This is a genomic window from Melaminivora sp. (assembly GCF_032059615.1).
In the GTDB taxonomy this organism is placed as follows: domain Bacteria; phylum Pseudomonadota; class Gammaproteobacteria; order Burkholderiales; family Burkholderiaceae_C; genus Melaminivora.
Genome location: NZ_DAMCAM010000011.1, coordinates 1 through 17,088 on the forward strand (window position 1 = coordinate 1; position 17,088 = coordinate 17,088).

Consider the following 17,088-nt stretch of genomic DNA (forward strand, 5'->3'; position numbering starts at 1 on the left):
TGGCGTTGGACAGGTCCAGCGCCTCGCTCTCCTCGATCAGCGGGCAGACCCAGTAGACCTGGCGCCCGGCGGCCACCTGCGCGGCGATGCGCTCGACCACCTGGGGGCGGCGGCTGTCGCTGAGCACGCGCGTGAGCACCGGCGTGCGCCCGGGCGGCAGCTCGTCGATGGTGGACACATCCAAGTCGGCGTAGTAGCTCATGGCCAGGGTGCGCGGGATCGGCGTGGCGCTCATCATCAGCAGATGCGGCTCCATGGCCGCGCCGCCCTCGCCTTCGTGCCCGGCGAGCTTCTTGCGCAGCGCCAGCCGCTGGGCCACGCCGAAGCGGTGCTGCTCGTCGATCACCGCCAGCCCCAGGCGGGCGAATTGCACCTGCTCCTGGATCACCGCGTGCGTGCCCACCACCAGCGCCGCCGTGCCGTCGGCAATGGCCGCCAGCATGGCCGCGCGCTCTTTCTTCTTCTGCCCGCCCACCAGCCAGGCCACGTGCTGGCCGCGCGCGGCCAGCAGCGGCTCGAGCCAGCCGATCAGCTTGGCGAAGTGCTGCTCGGCCAGGATCTCGGTGGGCGCCATCAGCGCGCACTGCCAGCCCGCGTCCATGCACAGCGCCGCGGCCAGGGCCGCCACCGCCGTCTTGCCCGAGCCCACGTCGCCCTGCAGCAGCCGGTGCATGGGGCGGCGCGTGGCCAGGTCGCGGGCGATCTCGGTGCTCACGCGCTGCTGCGCCGCCGTCAGGACGAAGGGCAGCGCGGCCAGCAGCTGCTCGTGCAGCGGTGCGGCGCCCGCCGCGCGCAGCACGGGCGCGGCCAGGCGGGCGCGCTCGCGCCGGGCCGCCAGCTGCGACAGCTGCTGCGCCAGCAGCTCCTCGGCCTTGAGTCGCTGCCAAGCCGGGTGGCTGTGGTCCTCCAGGGCCGCCAGGGCCACATCCGGCGTGGGGTTGTGCAAGAAAGAGAGCGCGTCGCCCAGGCTCCACAAGGGCTGTGGGCCTTTTTCACCCCCATGGGGCTGCAGGGGCGGCGCCAGTCCGGGTGGCAGCGTCTCGGGCAGTTCCACGCGCGCCAGGGCCGTGGCGATGGCGCGGCGCAGATAGGCCTGGGGCAGCTGCGCCACCGTCGGATAGATGGGCGTGAGCGCGGCCGGCAGTGCGCCGTCGGCGCGCCGGAACGCCGGGTGCAGCATCTGCCGGCCCCAGAAGCCCCCGCGCACCTCGCCGCGCGCGCGCAGGCGCACGCCCACCGCCATGGCCTTCTGGTGCGAGGGGTAGAAGCTGAAGAAACGCAGCTCGCAGCTGCCGCTGGCATCCTGCAGCGTCACCACCAGCTGGCGGCGCGGTTGGAACTGCACCTCGCAGGACGTGACCGTGCCCTCGATCTGCACCGTGCTGCCCTCGCGCGCGCTGGCGATCGGCGTGATGCGCGTCTCGTCCTCGTAGCGCAGCGGCAGGTGCAGCGCCAGGTCGATGTCGCGCGTGAGGCCCAGCTTGTTGAGCGCCTGGCGCGCCGGGCTGGGGCGCGCCGCGGCCGGCGCCGGCGCCGGCGCACTGCGGCCGGGCTGCGCCGCGGTGCGCAGGCGGGGCGCCTCGCTCAGGCCGGCTGCCCGTACGCCAGGCATCGATCGCGTCCCTGCTCTTTGGCGCGGTACAGCGCCGTGTCGGCGCAGGCCACCAGCGCCGCCGCGCCGGCGCCGCCCGGCCGGCCTTCCTCGGCCTGGGGCACGCCGGCGCAGACCCCCGCGCTGACGCTCACCTGCCCGCCGGGCACCAGCGTGCCCGCATGCGGCAGCGCCAGGTCGCGCACGGCCTGCACCATGCGGCGCGCCACCTGCAGGGCGCCGCCTTCGTCGGTGTCGTGCAGGATGGCCACCAGCTCCTCGCCGCCGTAGCGCGCCACCAAGTCGGTGCCGCGGCGCACGCAGCCGGCCACGGCGCGCGCCACCGCCTGCAGGCACGCGTCGCCCTGCACGTGGCCGTAATGGTCGTTGTAGCGCTTGAAATAGTCCACGTCGATCATGATCAGCGCCAGCGGGCGCTGGCCGCGCCGCGCCAGCGCGCAGGCCTGCTCCAGGCGCTCTTCGAAGTAGGCGCGGTTGGCGATGCCCAGCAGCGCGTCGGTGCGCGAGAAAGCGCGCAGCCGGGCGTTGGCCTCCTGCAGCTCGCGCGTGCGCTGCGCCACGCGCTCCTCCAGCTCCTGGTTGACCAGGGCCAGCTGGGCGTTCTGCGAGGTCAGCACCGAATACAGCTTGCCGATCATCTTGAGCAGCGCCTGCGTGCCGTTGTCGCGCGTCTCGCGCTCGCGCTCGAACGCCTCCTGCGCCGTCATGCCCTCGCGCACCGAGGCGACCTGGCGCGCCATGGACTGGTCGATGCCCAGGATGTGCAGCCCCAGCCACGAGGTGAGAAAGCCCGCCAGCGTGGTGCTCGGATCGCTCATGTTGTGCCGCTGCGTCCACAGCACGCGGATCTGGTCGACGAACTGGTGGTGCAGGTGGCGGTGCAGCTCCACGTGGCGCTCGTCCAGGCCCACCTCGGCCATCATTTCTTCCTCGTCGCGGAAGTGGTATTCGGTATAGGCCAGCAGGCGCCCATAGATGTCGGCCAGCAGCGCATCGCTGTCCTCGGGCGGGTTGAACAGGGCGCGGCTGAGTTCGTTGAACAGCTCTACCAGGGCCTGATGCTGCTCATCGACGGCGGGCAGGTGGGTGACGAAGTTGTCGTCCCAGACAAAAGAGGCTTCCATCGCGCTTGGGTGCATCGCAGATGCGTAGTACGGAAAAGGAGTGTACGGGCAGGCCCGCCGCCGGTCCCAGGTTTGCCCCGGGCGCCGGCACCGCGGCCGGGGCGTCGTGCCCGGCCGCGAAGGCCTCCAGCTTGCAACACTTTTCGACATTTAGTAACATTCCCGCTTTCTCCGCTGCATCGCCTGCCTTCCATGCTCAAGCGCATCCGTGTCGAAGACCTGACCCTGGGCATGTACGTGCACGAATTCTGCGGCTCCTGGCTGGACCATCCGTTCTGGCGCAGCCGCTTCGCCATCGCCCAGCCCGAGGACTTGGCGCGCATCCGCGCCACGCCGGTGCGCGAGGTCTGGATCGACACCGGCCGGGGGCGCGACGTGGCGCGCCCCCGGCCCGCGGCGCCGCCCGCCGCCGCGCCGGCCCCTGCCACCGCGCCGCTGCCGGCCGCAGCGCACGCCACGCGGTCGGCGTCCGCCGAGCAGGAAATGCGCCGCGCCGCGCGCATCGTGCGCCGGAGCAAGGACGCGGTGGTGCACATGTTCCAGCAGGCGCGCATGGGCCGCGCCATCCACCCGGCGTCGGCCCGGGGCCTGGTGCAGGAGATCCAGGAGTCCGTGCAGCGCAACCCCGGCGCCCTCATCAGCCTGGCGCGCCTCAAATCCGCCGACGACTACACCTACCTGCATTCGGTGGCCGTGTGCGCGCTGATGGTGGCGCTGACGCGCCAGCTCGGCATGGACGAGCAGCAGACCCACACGGCGGGCATGGCCGGCCTGCTGCACGACCTGGGCAAGGCGCGCACGCCGCTGGAGGTGCTCAACAAGCCGGGCAGCCTGAGTGACGAGGAGTTCGCGCTGATCAAGCAGCACCCGGTGGTGGGCTGGCAGCTGCTGCAGGCCGGCGGCGTGCAGGACGCCGACGTGCTTGACGCCTGCCGCCACCACCACGAGCGCCTGGACGGCACGGGCTACCCAGACGGCCTGCGGGGCGAGCAGATCAGCACCCTGGCGCGCATGACCGCCCTGTGCGACGTCTATGACGCCATCACCTCCGACCGGCCCTACAAGCGCGGTTGGGACCCGGCGCAGTCCATCCGCCGCATGGCCTCGTGGACGGGCAGCCACCTGGACGCGCGCCTGTTCCAGGCCTTCGTCAAATGCCTGGGCATCTACCCCACGGGCTCGCTGGTGCGGCTGGCATCGGGCCGCCTGGGCGTGGTGGTCGAGCAGAACCCCGGCACGCTGGTGGCACCCCGGGTGCGGGTATTTTTCTCGCTGCGCTCGTCGCTGCGCATCCCGCCCGAGCTGATCGACCTGGCAGCGCCGGGCTGCCGCGACCAGATCACCGGGCGCGAGGACCCGCAGGACTGGGGTTTTTCCGACCTGTCGGACCTGTGGGCCGGCATGGCGCTGGAAGAAGCCGCCTGAGGGCGCTGCGCGGCCCCGCCCCGGCGCGGGGCTTTGCGACAATCGCGCCCTTCGCGCCTGCCGCTCACCGTCTGCCCGCCACGCCCGCATGTCCAGCCCCGCCCGTCCCCACACCCTGAGCGACTTTGATTTTGAGCTGCCCGAGGCGCTGATCGCCCAGCACCCGGCGCCCGAGCGCAGCGCCTCGCGTCTGCTCGACGGGCGCGGCCCGGCCCCGGTGGACCGCATCTTTCGCGAGCTGCCGGCGCTGCTGGCGCCCGGCGACCTGCTGGTCTTCAACGACACGCGCGTGGTGCGCGCGCGCCTCTTTGGCGAGAAGGCCAGCGGCGGGCGGCTGGAGCTGCTGATCGAGCGCGTGCTGGAGGGCGGCGAGGTCGTGGCCCACCTCAAGGTCAGCAAGAAACCGCGCCCGGGCGAGACCGTGCTGATGGCCGGCGGCGCGGCGCGCGGCGGCTTCGACGCGACGCTGCTGGCGCGCTGGCCGGACGCCGACGGGCCGCTGTTTCGCTTCCGCCTGTCCGACCCCGTCGGCCGCACGCCCTGGGAGCTAATGCAGCAGCACGGCCACCTGCCCCTGCCGCCCTACATCGCGCGCGAGCAGCAGGGCGGCGCCGACCCGCACGCCGGCGAGGACGCCGAGCGCTACCAGACGGTGTTCGCGCGCAACCCCGGCGCCGTGGCCGCGCCCACGGCGGCGCTGCATTTCGACGCCGGCGTGCTGGCGCAGCTGGCCGCGCGCGGAGTCGAGCAGGCCAGCGTCACCCTGCACGTGGGCGCGGGCACCTTCCAGCCGGTCAAGACCGAGAACCTGGCCGAGCACCGCATGCACAGCGAGTGGTATGACGTCCCGCCCGCGACGCTGGCGGCGCTGGAGCGCTGCCGCCAGCGCGGCGGGCGCGTGGTGGCCGTGGGCACGACCACCGTGCGCACGCTGGAGTCGTGGGCGCACAGCGGGCAGGCGACGGGCGACACCAGCATCTTCATCACGCCGGGCTTCGCCTTCCAGGTGGTGGATCTGCTGGTCACCAACTTCCACCTGCCCAAAAGCACGCTGATGATGCTGGTCAGTGCCTTTGCCGGCTACGAGCACGTCATGCAGCTGTACCGGCACGCGGTGGCCCGGCGCTACCGGTTCTTCAGCTATGGCGACGCCATGCTGCTGCAGCGCAGGCGAAGCTGAGGGCCTGGGCCTGGGCCTGGTCCGTCAACGGCCTTCCTGACGCTCGCGAAACGCTCGCGCCTGGCCGAAGTGCCCGCAGCCGATGAAGGGCAGCGGCGGGCGCAGCGCCGACAGGGGCGAGGGGTGGTTGGCCAGCAGCACCAGATGGCCCCGGTCCCGGGGAATGAGCGCGCGCTTGGCCTGGGCGTGGCTGCCCCAGAGCATGAAGACCACCGGCCGCGTTCCCTCGGCCACATGGCGGATGACGGCGTCGGTCAGCACCTCCCAGCCGCGGCCGGCGTGGCTGGCGGCCTGGCCCTCCTCCACGGTGAGCGTGGTGTTGAGCAGCAGCACGCCGTTTTCGGCCCACTTCACCAAGCTGCCGCCGGGCTGGGGAAAGGGCGGCGGCGGCACGCCCAGGTCGCGCTCCATCTCCTTGAAGATGTTGCGCAGCGACGGCGGCACGCGCACGCCCGGGCGCACCGAGAATGCCAGCCCCTCGGCCTGGCCACGGCCGTGGTAGGGGTCCTGGCCCAGGATGACCACGCGCACCGCCTCGGGGGCGGTCAGCTCCAGGGCGCGCAGCGGCTGCGGGGGAAAGACCACGGCGCCCTCGGCCAGCCGCGCGCGCAGAAAGGCCAGCAGCTCCTGGCCGCGCGGGCTGGCGAAGAAGGCGCCGACCAGCGGCTGCCAGCCGGGGGCCACGGGCCAGTCGGCGGGGTCGGCGCTGCGCAGCTGCGTGGTGGCCAGGTCGGCCGGGCCGGCTGCGTCGGGCGTTGCGTGCATGTTCATGGAATCGGCCTCCAGCCCTTGTGTGGCAAGGGCAACCAGCTAGCATCAAGATAGCATGCCGCTGCCATTGTGCACGCGGTTGCGCCCTGCGGCCTTGGCACGGTACAGCTGCGCGTCGGCCTGCGCCACCAGCTCCTGCGGCCCGTGCGCGCCGTCGGGCACAAGGCAGGCCACGCCGGCGCTGACGGTGACCACGCGCGCCGTGCCCGAGCCATCGTGCTCCAGCGCCCGGGCCTGCACCGCCTCGCGCAGCGCCTCGGCCTTGGCCGTGGCGCCCGCCAGGTCGCATTCGGGCAGCAGGCAGGCGAACTCTTCGCCCCCGTAGCGCGCCACCAGGTCGTGCGAGCGCGCCAGCCCCGCGCGCAGCGTGGCGGCCACGGCCTTCAGGCAGGCGTCGCCCGCCTGGTGGCCGTAGAGGTCGTTGAATTCCTTGAAGTGGTCGATGTCCAGCAGGATGAGCGACAGCGGCTGTCCGCTGCGCCGGCAGCGGCGCCACTCGGCCTCCAGCGTCTGGTCGAAGTGGCGCCGGTTGGCCACGCCCGTGAGGCTGTCCATGTAGGCCAGGCGGCGCAGCAGGTCGCTCTGCGCCAGCTCCTCGGTGCGGTCCTGGAAGGTGGCGAGAAAGTGCCCGCCGAAGACTAGGCCGCCGACGGCCATGACGCGCTCGGTGCCGTCGCGCGAGGTCGTGCGGTATTCCTCGGGCGTGATGTCGCCGCCCTGGTGCGTGGCCTGTGCGAGCGCCGCGCTCCAGCGCGCCACGACCTCGGCCCGGTAGCCGGGGTCGGGATAGACCAGCGACCACCACTGCTCCAGCGTCGACAGCTCGCTGTCGTCGTAGCCGAAGTATTCGAGAAAGCGCCGGTTGCGAAAGTACATGTGCCCGGCGCCATCGACCAGCGCTAGGCCGATGGGCATCTCGTGCATCAGGTGCTGCAGCAGGCGCTCGGTCTCCTGCAGCTGCAGGGCCTGCCGCTTGGCTTCGGTCACGTCCTGGATGTAGCCGTGCCACAGCAGGGCGCCGCCCTCCAGGCGCTGCGGCCGGGCCAGGGCGCTGAGCCAGCGCTCGCCGCGTCCGGGCAGCAGCAGGCGGTATTCATCGCGCCACACCTCCAGACTCTCGCCCGACCTGTCCACCCCTTCCTGCACCCGGAGCGCGTCTTCCGGGTGGATGCGCTCGACGGCGGGCCGGGCGTCTGCGCGCAACTCCCGTGGCGTCAGGCCGTAGATGTCCAGCGCACCGGCACTGACGTAGGGAAAATGGCTGTGCCCGTCCGGGTCGCGCTGGTACTGGTAGAGCATGCCCGGCACGCTCTCGGCCAGCAAGTCCAGCTGCACCTGGCGCTGGCCCTGCTCGCCCACGTCGCCATAGGTGCCGACGAAGTGCAGCGGCCGGCCCTCGGCATCGCGTTCGAGCACACGCCCGCGCGCCTGCACCCAGCGCCAGCTGCCGTCCTTGCGCCGGATGCGGTGGGTCAGCTCGTAGAACGGCGTGTGCCCCTGCAGGTGGCCGTCGAGCTGGGCCAGCACCTGGCGGCGCTCGTCGGGGTGCAGGCGGGCCGTCCAGTCGTGGTCGCCGTCTGCCACGTCCCCGTCCTCGTAGCCCAGCATGGCCTTCCACGCGGGGGAGAAATACACCGGGCCGCCCTCGCCACGCCATTCCCATACGCCCAGGCTGGTGGCCTCCAGCACGGCGCGCCAGCGCGCCTCCAGCACCGCCTCCCGCTCGGCCAGGGCCAGGGCGTGCTCCTGCAGGTCGCGCCGGCGCCACTGCAGGACGAGCAGCGCCGTGCCTGCCCCCATGCCTAGCAGCGCGTACGCCACGGCCACGACCCAGGCGGCGGCGCGCCACTCGTCGAATACCGCCTCCTGCCTGCGCGCCACCCCCACGACCAGGGGCTTGTCCATGTGCAACTCGGGCGGCGAGATGGTGCGCACGGCCGCCTGCAGCAGCGGCCCGTCGGGCGCCATGCGGCCCTGCAGCACGCTGGCAGGCGCCCCGCTGTGCATGTGCAGGGCAAACGGCGTGTCCGCGCGCGCCACATCGGCCTCCACGGGCTGGCTCTGCCCCTCGAAGGCCATGAGAAAGCGCAGCCCGTCGCCATGCACCAGGCCGGCGACCATGTCCGGCGCGTAGCGCACCGACTGCAGCAGAGTCAGGAACTGCTCCGGGTCGAGCGTGGCCATGACCACGCCGCCAAAGCCGCCGCCCTCCAGCGTCACGCGCCGCGCCAGCGTGATGTACCAGCCGCCCAGGACGGCCCGAAAAGGCGCGCTTACCAGCAGCGCATCCGGCGCCGCCGAATGCGCCGTGAGGAAGTAGTCGCGGTAGGCGAAGTTCTGGCCAACCAGCTCCTCGCGGTTGGAGGCCACGATGGTGCCCATGGCATCGAGCAGGTTGAGCGTGCGCACGCCCGTCATGGCCTCGCCAAAGGCGTGCAGACGATCGCTGGCGCGCTCGCGCTCGATGCCCGCACGCGCGGGCGGCAGGGGCGCCTCGGCCAGCCGCGCAAGCACCGCGTGGATGGAGCGGAGCTGGCGCGCGATGTTGTCGTGGACGATGGCCGCGCTCTGGCGCAGCCGTTCACGCTCGCGCGCCTCCCCCTGTTGGTGCTCGGCCCACAGCGCCAGCGCCAGCAGGGCGCCGATGACCAGCCACAGGACCGCGAACAGCGCCCATTGCCTGCGGGCCTGTGCGCCAGGTGGGGGAGACGGGTCGGACAAGGGTCTGGAAAGAGTGCGGGTGCGGCCAGGGCATCTTGCCCTGGATCAATTGTTTCCTAGTGTAAAAAAACTCCGATTCCGCCGCGCACCGCACGGGCATGCACGGCTTTGCCCGTCCCTGGCCCTACTCTCAGCCGAACAGCCGCGCCAGCGCCAGGCCGGGTTCGTCCTCGCGCATGAAGGCCTCGCCCACCAGAAAGGCGTGTACGCCGGCGGCGCGCAGCCGCTGCACGTCGGCAGGCGTGGCAATGCCCGACTCGGTCACCAGCAGGCGCCCGGGCGGCACCGCGTCGCGCAGCGCCAGCGTAGTCTCCAGGCTGACTTCGAAGCTGCGCAGGTCGCGGTTGTTGATGCCGATGAGCGGTGTCTTCAGGCGCAGGGCGCGCTCGAGCTCGGCGCCATCGTGCACCTCGACCAGTACCGCCATGCCCAGGCTGTGGGCAATGGCCTCCATCTCCGCCATCAGACCGTCCTCCAGGCAGGCGGCGATCAGCAGCACGCAGTCGGCACCCAGGGCGCGCGACTCGTAGATCTGCCAGGGGTCGATCATGAAATCCTTGCGCAGCACCGGCAGGGCGCAGCTGGCGCGCGCCTGCTTGAGGTAGTCGTTGCTGCCCTGGAAGTACTGCCGGTCGGTCAGCACCGACAGGCAGGCCGCGCTCACCCCCGCGTCGCCCGCGGCGTAGCTTTGCGCGATGTCGGCGGGCTCGAAGTCCGCGCGGATCACCCCCTTGCTGGGGCTGGCGCGCTTGATCTCGGCGATGACCGCGGCCTGGCCAGCGGCCATTTTTGCACGCAGCGCACCCTCGAAGTCGCGCGTGAGCACGCGGCTTTCGGCGTCGCGGCGCACCTCGGCCAGGGGCAGGCGGCGCTGGGCGGCGTCCACCTCTTCGCGCTTGGTGGCGCAGATCTTTTGCAGGATGTCGGACACGGGTGGCTCCTTCTCTGTCGGGTTTTGTCTCGTCGGTCTTGGCCGGGCGGGAGGCTCAGCCCTTGTCCTGCGGCGGAGATGCCTCGGCAGGCGGCGCCTCGGGTGGTGGCGCGCGCAGCACGCGCCGGATGACCTGGTGCATGGCGATGGCGACCACGATGGACAACAGCGACACGCCCAGCACGATCCAGGTGCCGGGGTCGCGCCAGATGGGGGCGTCGAGCAGGCTCATGGGGGGTCTCCTTTTAAAGCGGCGGCGCGGCGTCAGGCGGCGGCAGCCGGCTCGGCCAGCGCCTGCGTATAGGCGGCCAGCTCGCGCAGCTTGGCCAGCGCCGCGCCGCTGTCGATGGCGGCCTGCGCGCGCGCCAGGCCCGCGGCAATGTCGGCTGCCACGCCCGCGGCATACAGCGCGGCGCCGGCGTTCAGGCAGACGATGTCGCGCGCCGGCCCGGTGGCGCCCTGCAGCACCTGCAGCAGCAGGTCGCGCGACTGCCCGGGGTTGTCCACGCGCAGCGCGCGCGTGCCGGCCATCCTCAGGCCGAAGTCCTCGGGGTGGATCTCGTACTCGCGCACTACGCCGTCCTTCAATTCACCGACCAGGGTGGCGGCGCCCAGGCTGATCTCGTCCAGGCCGTCGCGGCCATAGACCACCAGTGCGTGCTCGGCGCCCAGGCGCTGCAGCGCGCGCACCTGGATGCCCACCAAGTCCTCGTGGAACACGCCCATCAGGACGTTGGGCGCGCCCGCCGGGTTGGTGAGCGGCCCCAGGATGTTGAACAGCGTGCGCACACCCAGCTCGCGCCGCACCGGCGCGACGTTCTTCATGGCCGGGTGGTGGTTGGGCGCGAACATGAAGCCGATGCCCACGTCCTGGATGCAGGCGGCCACCTGCTCGGGCGCGAGCAGGATGTTCACGCCCAGCGCCTCCATGGCGTCGGCGCTGCCCGAGGTGCTGCTGACGCTGCGCCCGCCATGCTTGGCGCAGCGCCCGCCCGCGGCGGCGATCACGAAGGTGGCGCAGGTGGAGATGTTGAAGGTGCCCGCGCCGTCGCCGCCGGTGCCCACGATGTCCACCAGGTGTGTGGCATCCTGCACGTGCACCTTGCGCGCGAATTCGCGCATGACCTGGGCGGCGGCGGTGATCTCGCCAATCGTCTCCTTCTTCACGCGCAGGCCCGTGAGGATGGCCGCCGTCATCACGGGCGAGAGCTCGCCGCCCATGATCATGCGCATCAGGTGCAGCATCTCGTCGTGGAAGATCTCGCGGTGCTCGATGGTGCGCTGCAGCGCTTCCTGGGGGGTGATGGGGGTCATCGGGTGCTCCAATCTTGATAGTTATTCGCGCAGTTCCGGCACGGTTTTTTGCCCCCTCTCCCTCTGGGAGAGGGCTGGGGTGAGGGGCAGTTCAGGCACCACACCCGCATCCGGCACCCTTCACCCCAACCCTCTCCCGCGCGCGGGAGAGGGGGCAAGAACGTCAGCCACGCTGCTCCAGGAAGTTCTTCAGCATGGCGTGCCCATGCTCGGTCAGGATGCTCTCGGGGTGGAACTGCACGCCCTCGATGGCCAGCTGCCGGTGGCGCACGCCCATGATTTCGCCGTCCTCGGTCCAGGCCGTCACCTCCAGCACCTCGGGGCAACTGGCACGCTCGATGGCCAGCGAGTGGTAGCGGTTCACCGTGAACTCGCGCGGCAGGCCGGCGAACACGCCCTGCTGCGTGGTCGTGATGGTGCTGGTCTTGCCGTGCATCAGCTCCTGGGCGCGCACGATGCGCCCGCCAAAGGCCGCGCCGATGCTCTGGTGCCCCAGGCACACGCCCAGGATGGGCAGGCGGACGGCGAAATGCCGGATGGCCGCGACCGAAATGCCCGCCTCGGCCGGCGAGCAGGGGCCGGGCGAGATGACCAGGCGATCGGGTGCCTGGGCCTCGATGCCGGCCAGATCGATCTCGTCGTTGCGAAACACCTGCACCTGGGCGCCCAGCTCGGCAAAGTACTGGACGATGTTCCAGGTGAAGCTGTCGTAGTTGTCCACCATCAGCACGCGCGTCATTGCAGCCCCTCCTCGACCAGCTCGGCCGCGCGCAGCAGCGCCCGGGCCTTGTGTTCGGTTTCCTTCCACTCCAGCTCGGGCACCGAGTCGGCCACCACGCCGGCCGCGGCCTGCACGTAGAGCTGCCCGTCCCGGACGATGGCCGTGCGGATCGCGATCGCGACGTCCATGTCGCCGGCAAAGCTGAGATACCCGCAGGCGCCGCCATAGATGCCGCGCTTGACGGGTTCGAGCTGGTCGATCAGCTCCATGGCGTGCACCTTGGGCGCTCCGGTCAGCGTGCCGGCCGGGAAGGTGGCGCGCAGCACGTCCATGCTGCTCATGCCGTCCTTGAGGATGCCCTCGACGTTGCTCACAATGTGCATGACATGGCTGTAGCGCTCCACGGCAAAGGCCTCGGTGACCTTCACGGTGCCTGTTTTGGCGATGCGGCCGATGTCGTTCCTCGCCAGGTCGATCAGCATGACGTGCTCGGCGCGCTCCTTGGGGTCTTCGATCAGCTCCTGCTCGATGGCCTGGTCCAGTGCGGGCGTAGCGCCGCGTGCGCGCGTGCCGGCCAGCGGGCGGATGGTGACCTTCTGCCCCTCGGGCGTGCATTCTTGGCGCACCAGGATCTCGGGGCTGGCCCCGACCACGTGGAAGTCGCCGAAGTGGTAGTAGTACATGTAGGGCGAGGGGTTGAGCGAGCGCAGCGCGCGGTACAGCGACAGCGGGCTCTCGGTGTAGCGCTTGTGCATGCGCTGGCCGACCTGCACCTGCATGAAGTCGCCCGCGGCGATCAGCTCCTTGGCCCGGCCCACGGCCGCCAGGTAGTCCTCCCTGGCGAAGCTGCGCTGCACGGGATGCGCCTCGCCCGGGCGCAGCACGGGGGCGCTGACCGAATATTTCAGCTGGTCCTTCAGCTCGCGCAGGCGCTTCTTGGCGCGCGGGAAGGCCTCGGCCTCGGCCGGGTTGGCATAGACGATGAGGTACAGCTTGCCCGACAGGTTGTCGATGACGGCCAGCTCCTCGCACTGCAGCAGCAGGATGTCCGGGCAGCCCAGGGTGTCGGGCGGGCAGGAGCGCTCCAGCTTCTTCTCGATGTAGCGCACGGCGTCATAGCCGAAGTAGCCGGCCAGGCCGCCGCAAAAGCGCGGCAGGCCCGGGCGCAGCGCGACCTTGAAGCGCTTTTGGTACTCACTGATGAAGTCCAGCGGGTTGCCGGCGTGCGCCTCCACCACCTGGCCATCGGTCACGACCTCGGTCTTCGCCTCGGTGCCGAAACCGCTGGCGCGCAGCAGCGTGCGCGCGGGCAGGCCGATGAAGCTGTAGCGGCCGAAGCGCTCACCGCCGACGACCGATTCGAGCAGGAAGCTGTAGCTGCCGTCGCCCCGGGCGTGGGCGAGTTTCAGGTACAGCGACAGCGGGGTTTCCAGGTCCGCGAACGCCTCGGCGATCAGCGGGATGCGGTTGTAGCCCTCCAGGGCCAGACTTTTGAATTCCAGTTCGGTGATCACGGAAAGAGGGTTCCCAGCAGGGGCGGCGCGGGCCACGCAAGGGGTGGCAGAAGGGGCGCCGCGGGTTCATTCGGTTGGCTGCCGGCCGCTCCGCAAGGAGGGCCCGGCGCTACGGGCGCACGCTGGGAGGTGCTGCCCAGGTGCCTTGAGTCACGGGTTCGGAAATGCAGGCTTGCGCCAGGGCCAGGCTCCCCGGTCGCTGCGACCTGCAATGAACATGCGGTGAATGAACATGGCGGCGGAGTTTAGCAAAGCGGGCCTGCCGCCCACCGCCCGGCGATGGCTGACCGTGCACGGGTTGGTCCGCATATATGCTGGCCAGCGCCGGACGCTACAGTTTTGGCATTCCTTTTCCTTCCAGGAGGCTGCATGCTGCTCTCGCATATCAAGGTCGGCCCGCGTCTGGGTCTGGCATTCGGCCTGGTGCTGCTCTTTTCGCTGCTGGTCGGCGGCATTGGCATGTGGCGGCTGCAGACGCTGGCGGATGCGACCGACCAGCTCACCCACGTGGACAACGCACGACTGCGCAGCGCGAGCCAGTGGCACCAGGCGGTCGAGCTGAACTGGCTGCGCACGCGCGCCGCGCTGCTCGACAGCAGCACCGAGCGCATGGCGCGCTGGCGCGAGGAGATGGACCAGACCACCCAGTCCACCAACGAGGCGCGCAAGAACGTGGCCGAGCTGGTGCATTCGGGCGAAGGCCAGCGCATGCTGCAGGACATCGAGAAGGGCCGCGAGGCCTTCCGCGCGCTGCGCGACGAGCTGCTCAACCGCCGGGCCGCCGGCGAGGACGTGACGGTGGCCCTGGAAGGCCGGCTCACCCCCGTGGCCAACACCTACCTGCAAGCCATCGCCACGCTGGAGCAGCGCCAGCGCGCGCTGTTCAACGACAGCCGCGAGCAGGTCAGCGCCACCGCGCAGCGCAGCCGCATGATTTTGCTGGGCGGCATGCTGGCGGCGCTGCTGGCCGGCATCGCCGCGGCGCTGGCGCTCACCCGCTCCATCACCGGCCCGCTGGCGCTGGCGGCGCAGCGCGCCGGCCAGATCGCACAGGGCGACCTGACCCAGCCCATCGAGGTGCAGGGCCGCGACGAGGCGGCGCAGCTGCTGGAGGCGCTGCGGGGCATGCAGGCCAATCTGGCCAGCGTGGTCGGCGGGGTGCGCTCGGGCGCTGAGGGCGTGGCCACCGCCAGCGCCGAGATCGCCCAGGGCAACCAGGACCTCTCGTCCCGCACCGAGTCACAGGCCAGCGCCCTGGAGCAGACGGCCGCCTCGATGGAAGAGCTGGGCGCCACCGTGCGCCAGAATGCCGACAACGCCGCCCAGGCCAACCAGCTCGCGCAAAGCGCCAGCACCGTGGCGGTGCAGGGCGGCGAGGTGGTGGCGCAGGTCGTGGAGACCATGCGCGGCATCAACGACTCGAGCCGGCAGATCGCCGACATCATCGGCGTGATCGACTCCATCGCCTTCCAGACCAACATCCTGGCGCTGAATGCCGCGGTGGAGGCCGCGCGCGCCGGCGAGCAGGGCCGGGGCTTTGCCGTGGTGGCCAGCGAGGTGCGCAGCCTGGCGCAGCGCAGCGCCGACGCAGCCAAGGAGATCAAGCAGCTCATCACCACCAGCGTCGAGCGCGTCGAGCAGGGCACGCAGCTGGTGGACCGCGCCGGCAGCACCATGGACGAGGTGGTCACCAGCATCCGCCGCGTCACCGACATCATGGGCGAGATCAGCGCCGCCAGCCGCGAGCAGAGTTCGGGCGTGTCGCAGGTGGGCGAGGCCATTACCCAGATGGACCGGGCCACACAGCAGAACGCTGCCCTGGTCGAGCAGAGCGCGGCGGCGGCCAGCAGCCTGCAGACCCAGGCAGCGCAGCTGGTGCAGGCGGTGGCGGTGTTCCGCCTGGCACAGGGCGCGGGCGGGCGCCAGGCATCGGCCTACCATCCGCCCCCCGTGCCGAAGGCCGCGCCGACTGCAGCGGGCGCCACTGCCGTCCCTGCCGCCCGACCCGTCGCTTCCCGCCCGGCCCCCTCCCTTGGGCGCACTGCGCCAGCGCCAGCGGCGCCCGCTGCAGGCAGGCCCGCCCCCGCCACCCGGCGCGTGGCAGCGCTCGCGCCACCGCCTCCGGCGGCCCCCGCCCCCGCCGCTTCCGGAGGCGAAAGCGACTGGGAGAGCTTCTGACGGTCGGCGCCGGGGCGAGAATGGGACTTTCCTTTCCTGCGGAGCCCCCTCTCATGCCCATCATCAAGATCGACGACCGCGAATTCGACACCGAGACCTTCAGCCCCGAGGCGCGCCAGCAGCTGGACATGCTGGTGGCGGCGGAAAACCGCCTGCGCGAACTGCAGCGCGACATGGCCCTGGTGCAGACTGCGCGCAACGCCTATCTCTCGGTGCTGAAGGCCCACCTGCCCAGCCCGCTGCAGCAGATGCAGGCCGCGCACGGCGACACGCTCAAGCTTTGAGCTTGGGCGCTGGCCGGCTCAGCCGCGCGCCAGCTCGGCCAGGGAGTCGATGTGGCCGTCGGCCTCCACCGCGCGCGCCGGCTGGCCATGGTTGTAGCCGTAAGTGACCAGCACCACCGGGCAGCCGGCGGCGCGCGCGGCCTGCGCGTCGTTGCTGGAGTCGCCCAGCATCAGGGTGCGCGCGGGCGCCGTGCCCAAGGCTTCGCAGGCCTTGCGCAGCGGCAGCGGGTCGGGCTTCTTGCGCTCGAAGGCGTCGCCGCCGAAGACGTGTTCGAAAAAACCCTCCAGCCCCGTGGAGCGCAACAGCGGCACGGCGAACGCCGTGGGCTTGTTGGTCAGGCAGGCCAGGCGCAGCCCCGCGCCGCGCAGCGCTTCGAGGCCTTCGACCACCCCCGGATAGACCCGCGCGTACCGGCCATTGATGGCCAGGTAATGGTGCTGGTAGCGTTCCCAGGCGCGCGGATACAGCGCCTGTACCGACGCTTCTATTTGCATAGCATCATTTCCTTGCCTAGCAAGGGTTAGTACGTGTTTCAGCACCGAGTGCAGCAGGTGCTCCGAGCCCTTACCCACCCTGCGGCCGATCTGCTGCGCGGTGACCGGCGGCAGCACCAGGTCGGCCAGCATGCGGTTGACGGCCTGTTCGAAGTCGCCCAGCGTGTCCACCAGGGTACCGTCCAGGTCCACCAGGGCGGCCTGCAGGGGCGCCAGTACGGCCGCCAGGCCGGGGGCGCGGGAGGGGTCGGGGGTCGTCGTATGCATGGGAAGGTTCCTGTACGAGGGGATGGGAGGACCGGGAGGGGCGGTGTGCGCTGCGTCCGACAGGCGGCGGCGCAGCCTGCGGACAGTGCGCCTCGGGCCGGCGCGCTTAGTCTTGTGCAGACCCTTTTCTTCACCGTTCAGGAGATGACACCATGGCCCTGCCCCGCTTCACCACCCTTGCCTGCTCCGCTGCCCTGATGCTGTGCGGCGTTGCCGCCCAGGCCGCTGGCAACAGCCATTCCGGCAACAACCAGCGCAGCCAGTACCAGCAAGACCGCGCCGCCTGCGCCCATGTGCCTGCGGCCAGCCGCTCGGCCTGCATTCGCGAGGCCGGGGCTGCGGCCCAGGCGGCACGCAACGGCCAGCTCACCAGCCCGGGCGACAGCAGCTTCGAGCGCAACGCCACGGCCCGCTGCGAGGTCTTCAAGACCCAGGAAGACAAGCGCCTGTGCGAGGAGCGCATGCGCAACAAGCCGGTGTCGGGCTCGGTCGAGGAGGGGGGCGTGCTGCGCGAGGCGACCACCACGGTCACCCTGCCGGCGCAGCGCTGA

15 protein-coding genes are annotated in these 17,088 nt (G+C 71.3%); 5 read left to right on the forward strand and 10 right to left on the reverse strand.

Going from position 1 to position 17,088, the window contains the following annotated elements; translation table 11 throughout:
• The coding region (locus RT051_RS03830; protein WP_313072037.1) for an ATP-dependent DNA helicase RecG at positions 1-1,612 on the reverse strand (1,612 nt) is incomplete at its 3' end.
• Positions 1,585-2,736 (reverse strand): sensor domain-containing diguanylate cyclase, encoded by a 1,152-nt coding sequence (locus RT051_RS03835; RefSeq protein ID WP_313072041.1) that lies wholly within the window; start codon positions 2,734-2,736, stop codon positions 1,585-1,587. The genes RT051_RS03830 and RT051_RS03835, both read right to left, overlap by 28 nt.
• 192 nt (positions 2,737-2,928) lie before the next feature.
• Between RT051_RS03835 and RT051_RS03840 the strand changes: the two genes are divergently transcribed.
• The gene (locus RT051_RS03840; RefSeq protein ID WP_313072046.1) at positions 2,929-4,161 is read left to right on the forward strand and encodes an HD-GYP domain-containing protein; all 1,233 of its coding nucleotides are present in this window, start codon (positions 2,929-2,931) and stop codon (positions 4,159-4,161) included.
• Between the two features lie 88 nt (positions 4,162-4,249).
• Positions 4,250-5,341, forward strand: a complete 1,092-nt coding sequence (gene queA / locus RT051_RS03845) for a tRNA preQ1(34) S-adenosylmethionine ribosyltransferase-isomerase QueA (protein WP_313072050.1) — start codon at positions 4,250-4,252, stop codon at positions 5,339-5,341.
• A gap of 24 nt (positions 5,342-5,365) precedes the next feature.
• On the opposite strand, the gene RT051_RS03850 is transcribed toward queA, so the two are convergent.
• From RT051_RS03850 to trpE, 7 genes are all read right to left on the reverse strand, one after another.
• Positions 5,366-6,112 (reverse strand): uracil-DNA glycosylase, encoded by a 747-nt coding sequence (locus tag RT051_RS03850; protein WP_313072053.1) that lies wholly within the window; start codon positions 6,110-6,112, stop codon positions 5,366-5,368.
• Between the two features lie 45 nt (positions 6,113-6,157).
• Positions 6,158-8,833, reverse strand: coding sequence for a diguanylate cyclase (locus RT051_RS03855; protein ID WP_313072056.1), 2,676 nt, complete (start codon positions 8,831-8,833; stop codon positions 6,158-6,160).
• Between the two features lie 130 nt (positions 8,834-8,963).
• On the reverse strand, positions 8,964-9,764 hold the full coding sequence (gene trpC / locus RT051_RS03860) for an indole-3-glycerol phosphate synthase TrpC (RefSeq protein ID WP_313072060.1): 801 nt from the start codon (positions 9,762-9,764) through the stop codon (positions 8,964-8,966).
• A gap of 55 nt (positions 9,765-9,819) precedes the next feature.
• Positions 9,820-9,996: a hypothetical protein gene (locus RT051_RS03865; protein WP_313072063.1), complete on the reverse strand. Its 177-nt coding sequence runs from the start codon at positions 9,994-9,996 to the stop codon at positions 9,820-9,822.
• A 32-nt stretch (positions 9,997-10,028) separates the two neighbouring features.
• Positions 10,029-11,078: an anthranilate phosphoribosyltransferase gene (trpD, locus tag RT051_RS03870; RefSeq protein WP_313072066.1), complete on the reverse strand. Its 1,050-nt coding sequence runs from the start codon at positions 11,076-11,078 to the stop codon at positions 10,029-10,031.
• A 163-nt stretch (positions 11,079-11,241) separates the two neighbouring features.
• The gene (locus tag RT051_RS03875) at positions 11,242-11,817 is read right to left on the reverse strand and encodes an aminodeoxychorismate/anthranilate synthase component II (protein ID WP_313072069.1); all 576 of its coding nucleotides are present in this window, start codon (positions 11,815-11,817) and stop codon (positions 11,242-11,244) included.
• Positions 11,814-13,313, reverse strand: coding sequence for an anthranilate synthase component I (gene trpE, locus RT051_RS03880; protein ID WP_313072073.1), 1,500 nt, complete (start codon positions 13,311-13,313; stop codon positions 11,814-11,816). The genes RT051_RS03875 and trpE overlap by 4 nt, the downstream gene beginning before the upstream one ends.
• A gap of 369 nt (positions 13,314-13,682) precedes the next feature.
• Here trpE and RT051_RS03885 point away from each other — a divergent pair, with 369 nt between their 5' ends.
• The gene (locus RT051_RS03885; RefSeq protein ID WP_313072075.1) at positions 13,683-15,491 is read left to right on the forward strand and encodes a methyl-accepting chemotaxis protein; all 1,809 of its coding nucleotides are present in this window, start codon (positions 13,683-13,685) and stop codon (positions 15,489-15,491) included.
• A gap of 53 nt (positions 15,492-15,544) precedes the next feature.
• Positions 15,545-15,775: a DUF6447 family protein gene (locus tag RT051_RS03890; protein ID WP_313072077.1), complete on the forward strand. Its 231-nt coding sequence runs from the start codon at positions 15,545-15,547 to the stop codon at positions 15,773-15,775.
• A gap of 18 nt (positions 15,776-15,793) precedes the next feature.
• Here the strand turns inward: RT051_RS03890 and gph are convergent, their stop codons facing one another.
• On the reverse strand, positions 15,794-16,537 hold the full coding sequence (gph, locus tag RT051_RS03895; protein WP_313072081.1) for a phosphoglycolate phosphatase: 744 nt from the start codon (positions 16,535-16,537) through the stop codon (positions 15,794-15,796).
• 152 nt (positions 16,538-16,689) lie between these two features.
• On the opposite strand from gph, the gene RT051_RS03900 reads away from it, so the two are divergent.
• Positions 16,690-17,088 (forward strand): hypothetical protein, encoded by a 399-nt coding sequence (locus tag RT051_RS03900; protein WP_313072085.1) that lies wholly within the window; start codon positions 16,690-16,692, stop codon positions 17,086-17,088.

Bases quoted from the DNA above. Each gene is read 5' to 3' on its own strand.
- RT051_RS03835 (WP_313072041.1), bottom strand. From the start codon at position 2,736: ATGGAAGCCTCTTTTGTCTGGGACGACAACTTCGTCACCCACCTGCCC.
- RT051_RS03840 (WP_313072046.1), top strand. From the start codon at position 2,929: ATGCTCAAGCGCATCCGTGTCGAAGACCTGACCCTGGGCATGTACGTG.
- queA (WP_313072050.1), top strand. From the start codon at position 4,250: ATGTCCAGCCCCGCCCGTCCCCACACCCTGAGCGACTTTGATTTTGAG.
- RT051_RS03850 (WP_313072053.1), bottom strand. From the start codon at position 6,112: ATGAACATGCACGCAACGCCCGACGCAGCCGGCCCGGCCGACCTGGCC.
- RT051_RS03865 (WP_313072063.1), bottom strand. From the start codon at position 9,996: ATGAGCCTGCTCGACGCCCCCATCTGGCGCGACCCCGGCACCTGGATC.
- trpD (WP_313072066.1), bottom strand. From the start codon at position 11,078: ATGACCCCCATCACCCCCCAGGAAGCGCTGCAGCGCACCATCGAGCAC.
- RT051_RS03875 (WP_313072069.1), bottom strand. From the start codon at position 11,817: ATGACGCGCGTGCTGATGGTGGACAACTACGACAGCTTCACCTGGAAC.
- RT051_RS03885 (WP_313072075.1), top strand. From the start codon at position 13,683: ATGCTGCTCTCGCATATCAAGGTCGGCCCGCGTCTGGGTCTGGCATTC.
- RT051_RS03890 (WP_313072077.1), top strand. From the start codon at position 15,545: ATGCCCATCATCAAGATCGACGACCGCGAATTCGACACCGAGACCTTC.
- gph (WP_313072081.1), bottom strand. From the start codon at position 16,537: ATGCATACGACGACCCCCGACCCCTCCCGCGCCCCCGGCCTGGCGGCC.
- RT051_RS03900 (WP_313072085.1), top strand. From the start codon at position 16,690: ATGGCCCTGCCCCGCTTCACCACCCTTGCCTGCTCCGCTGCCCTGATG.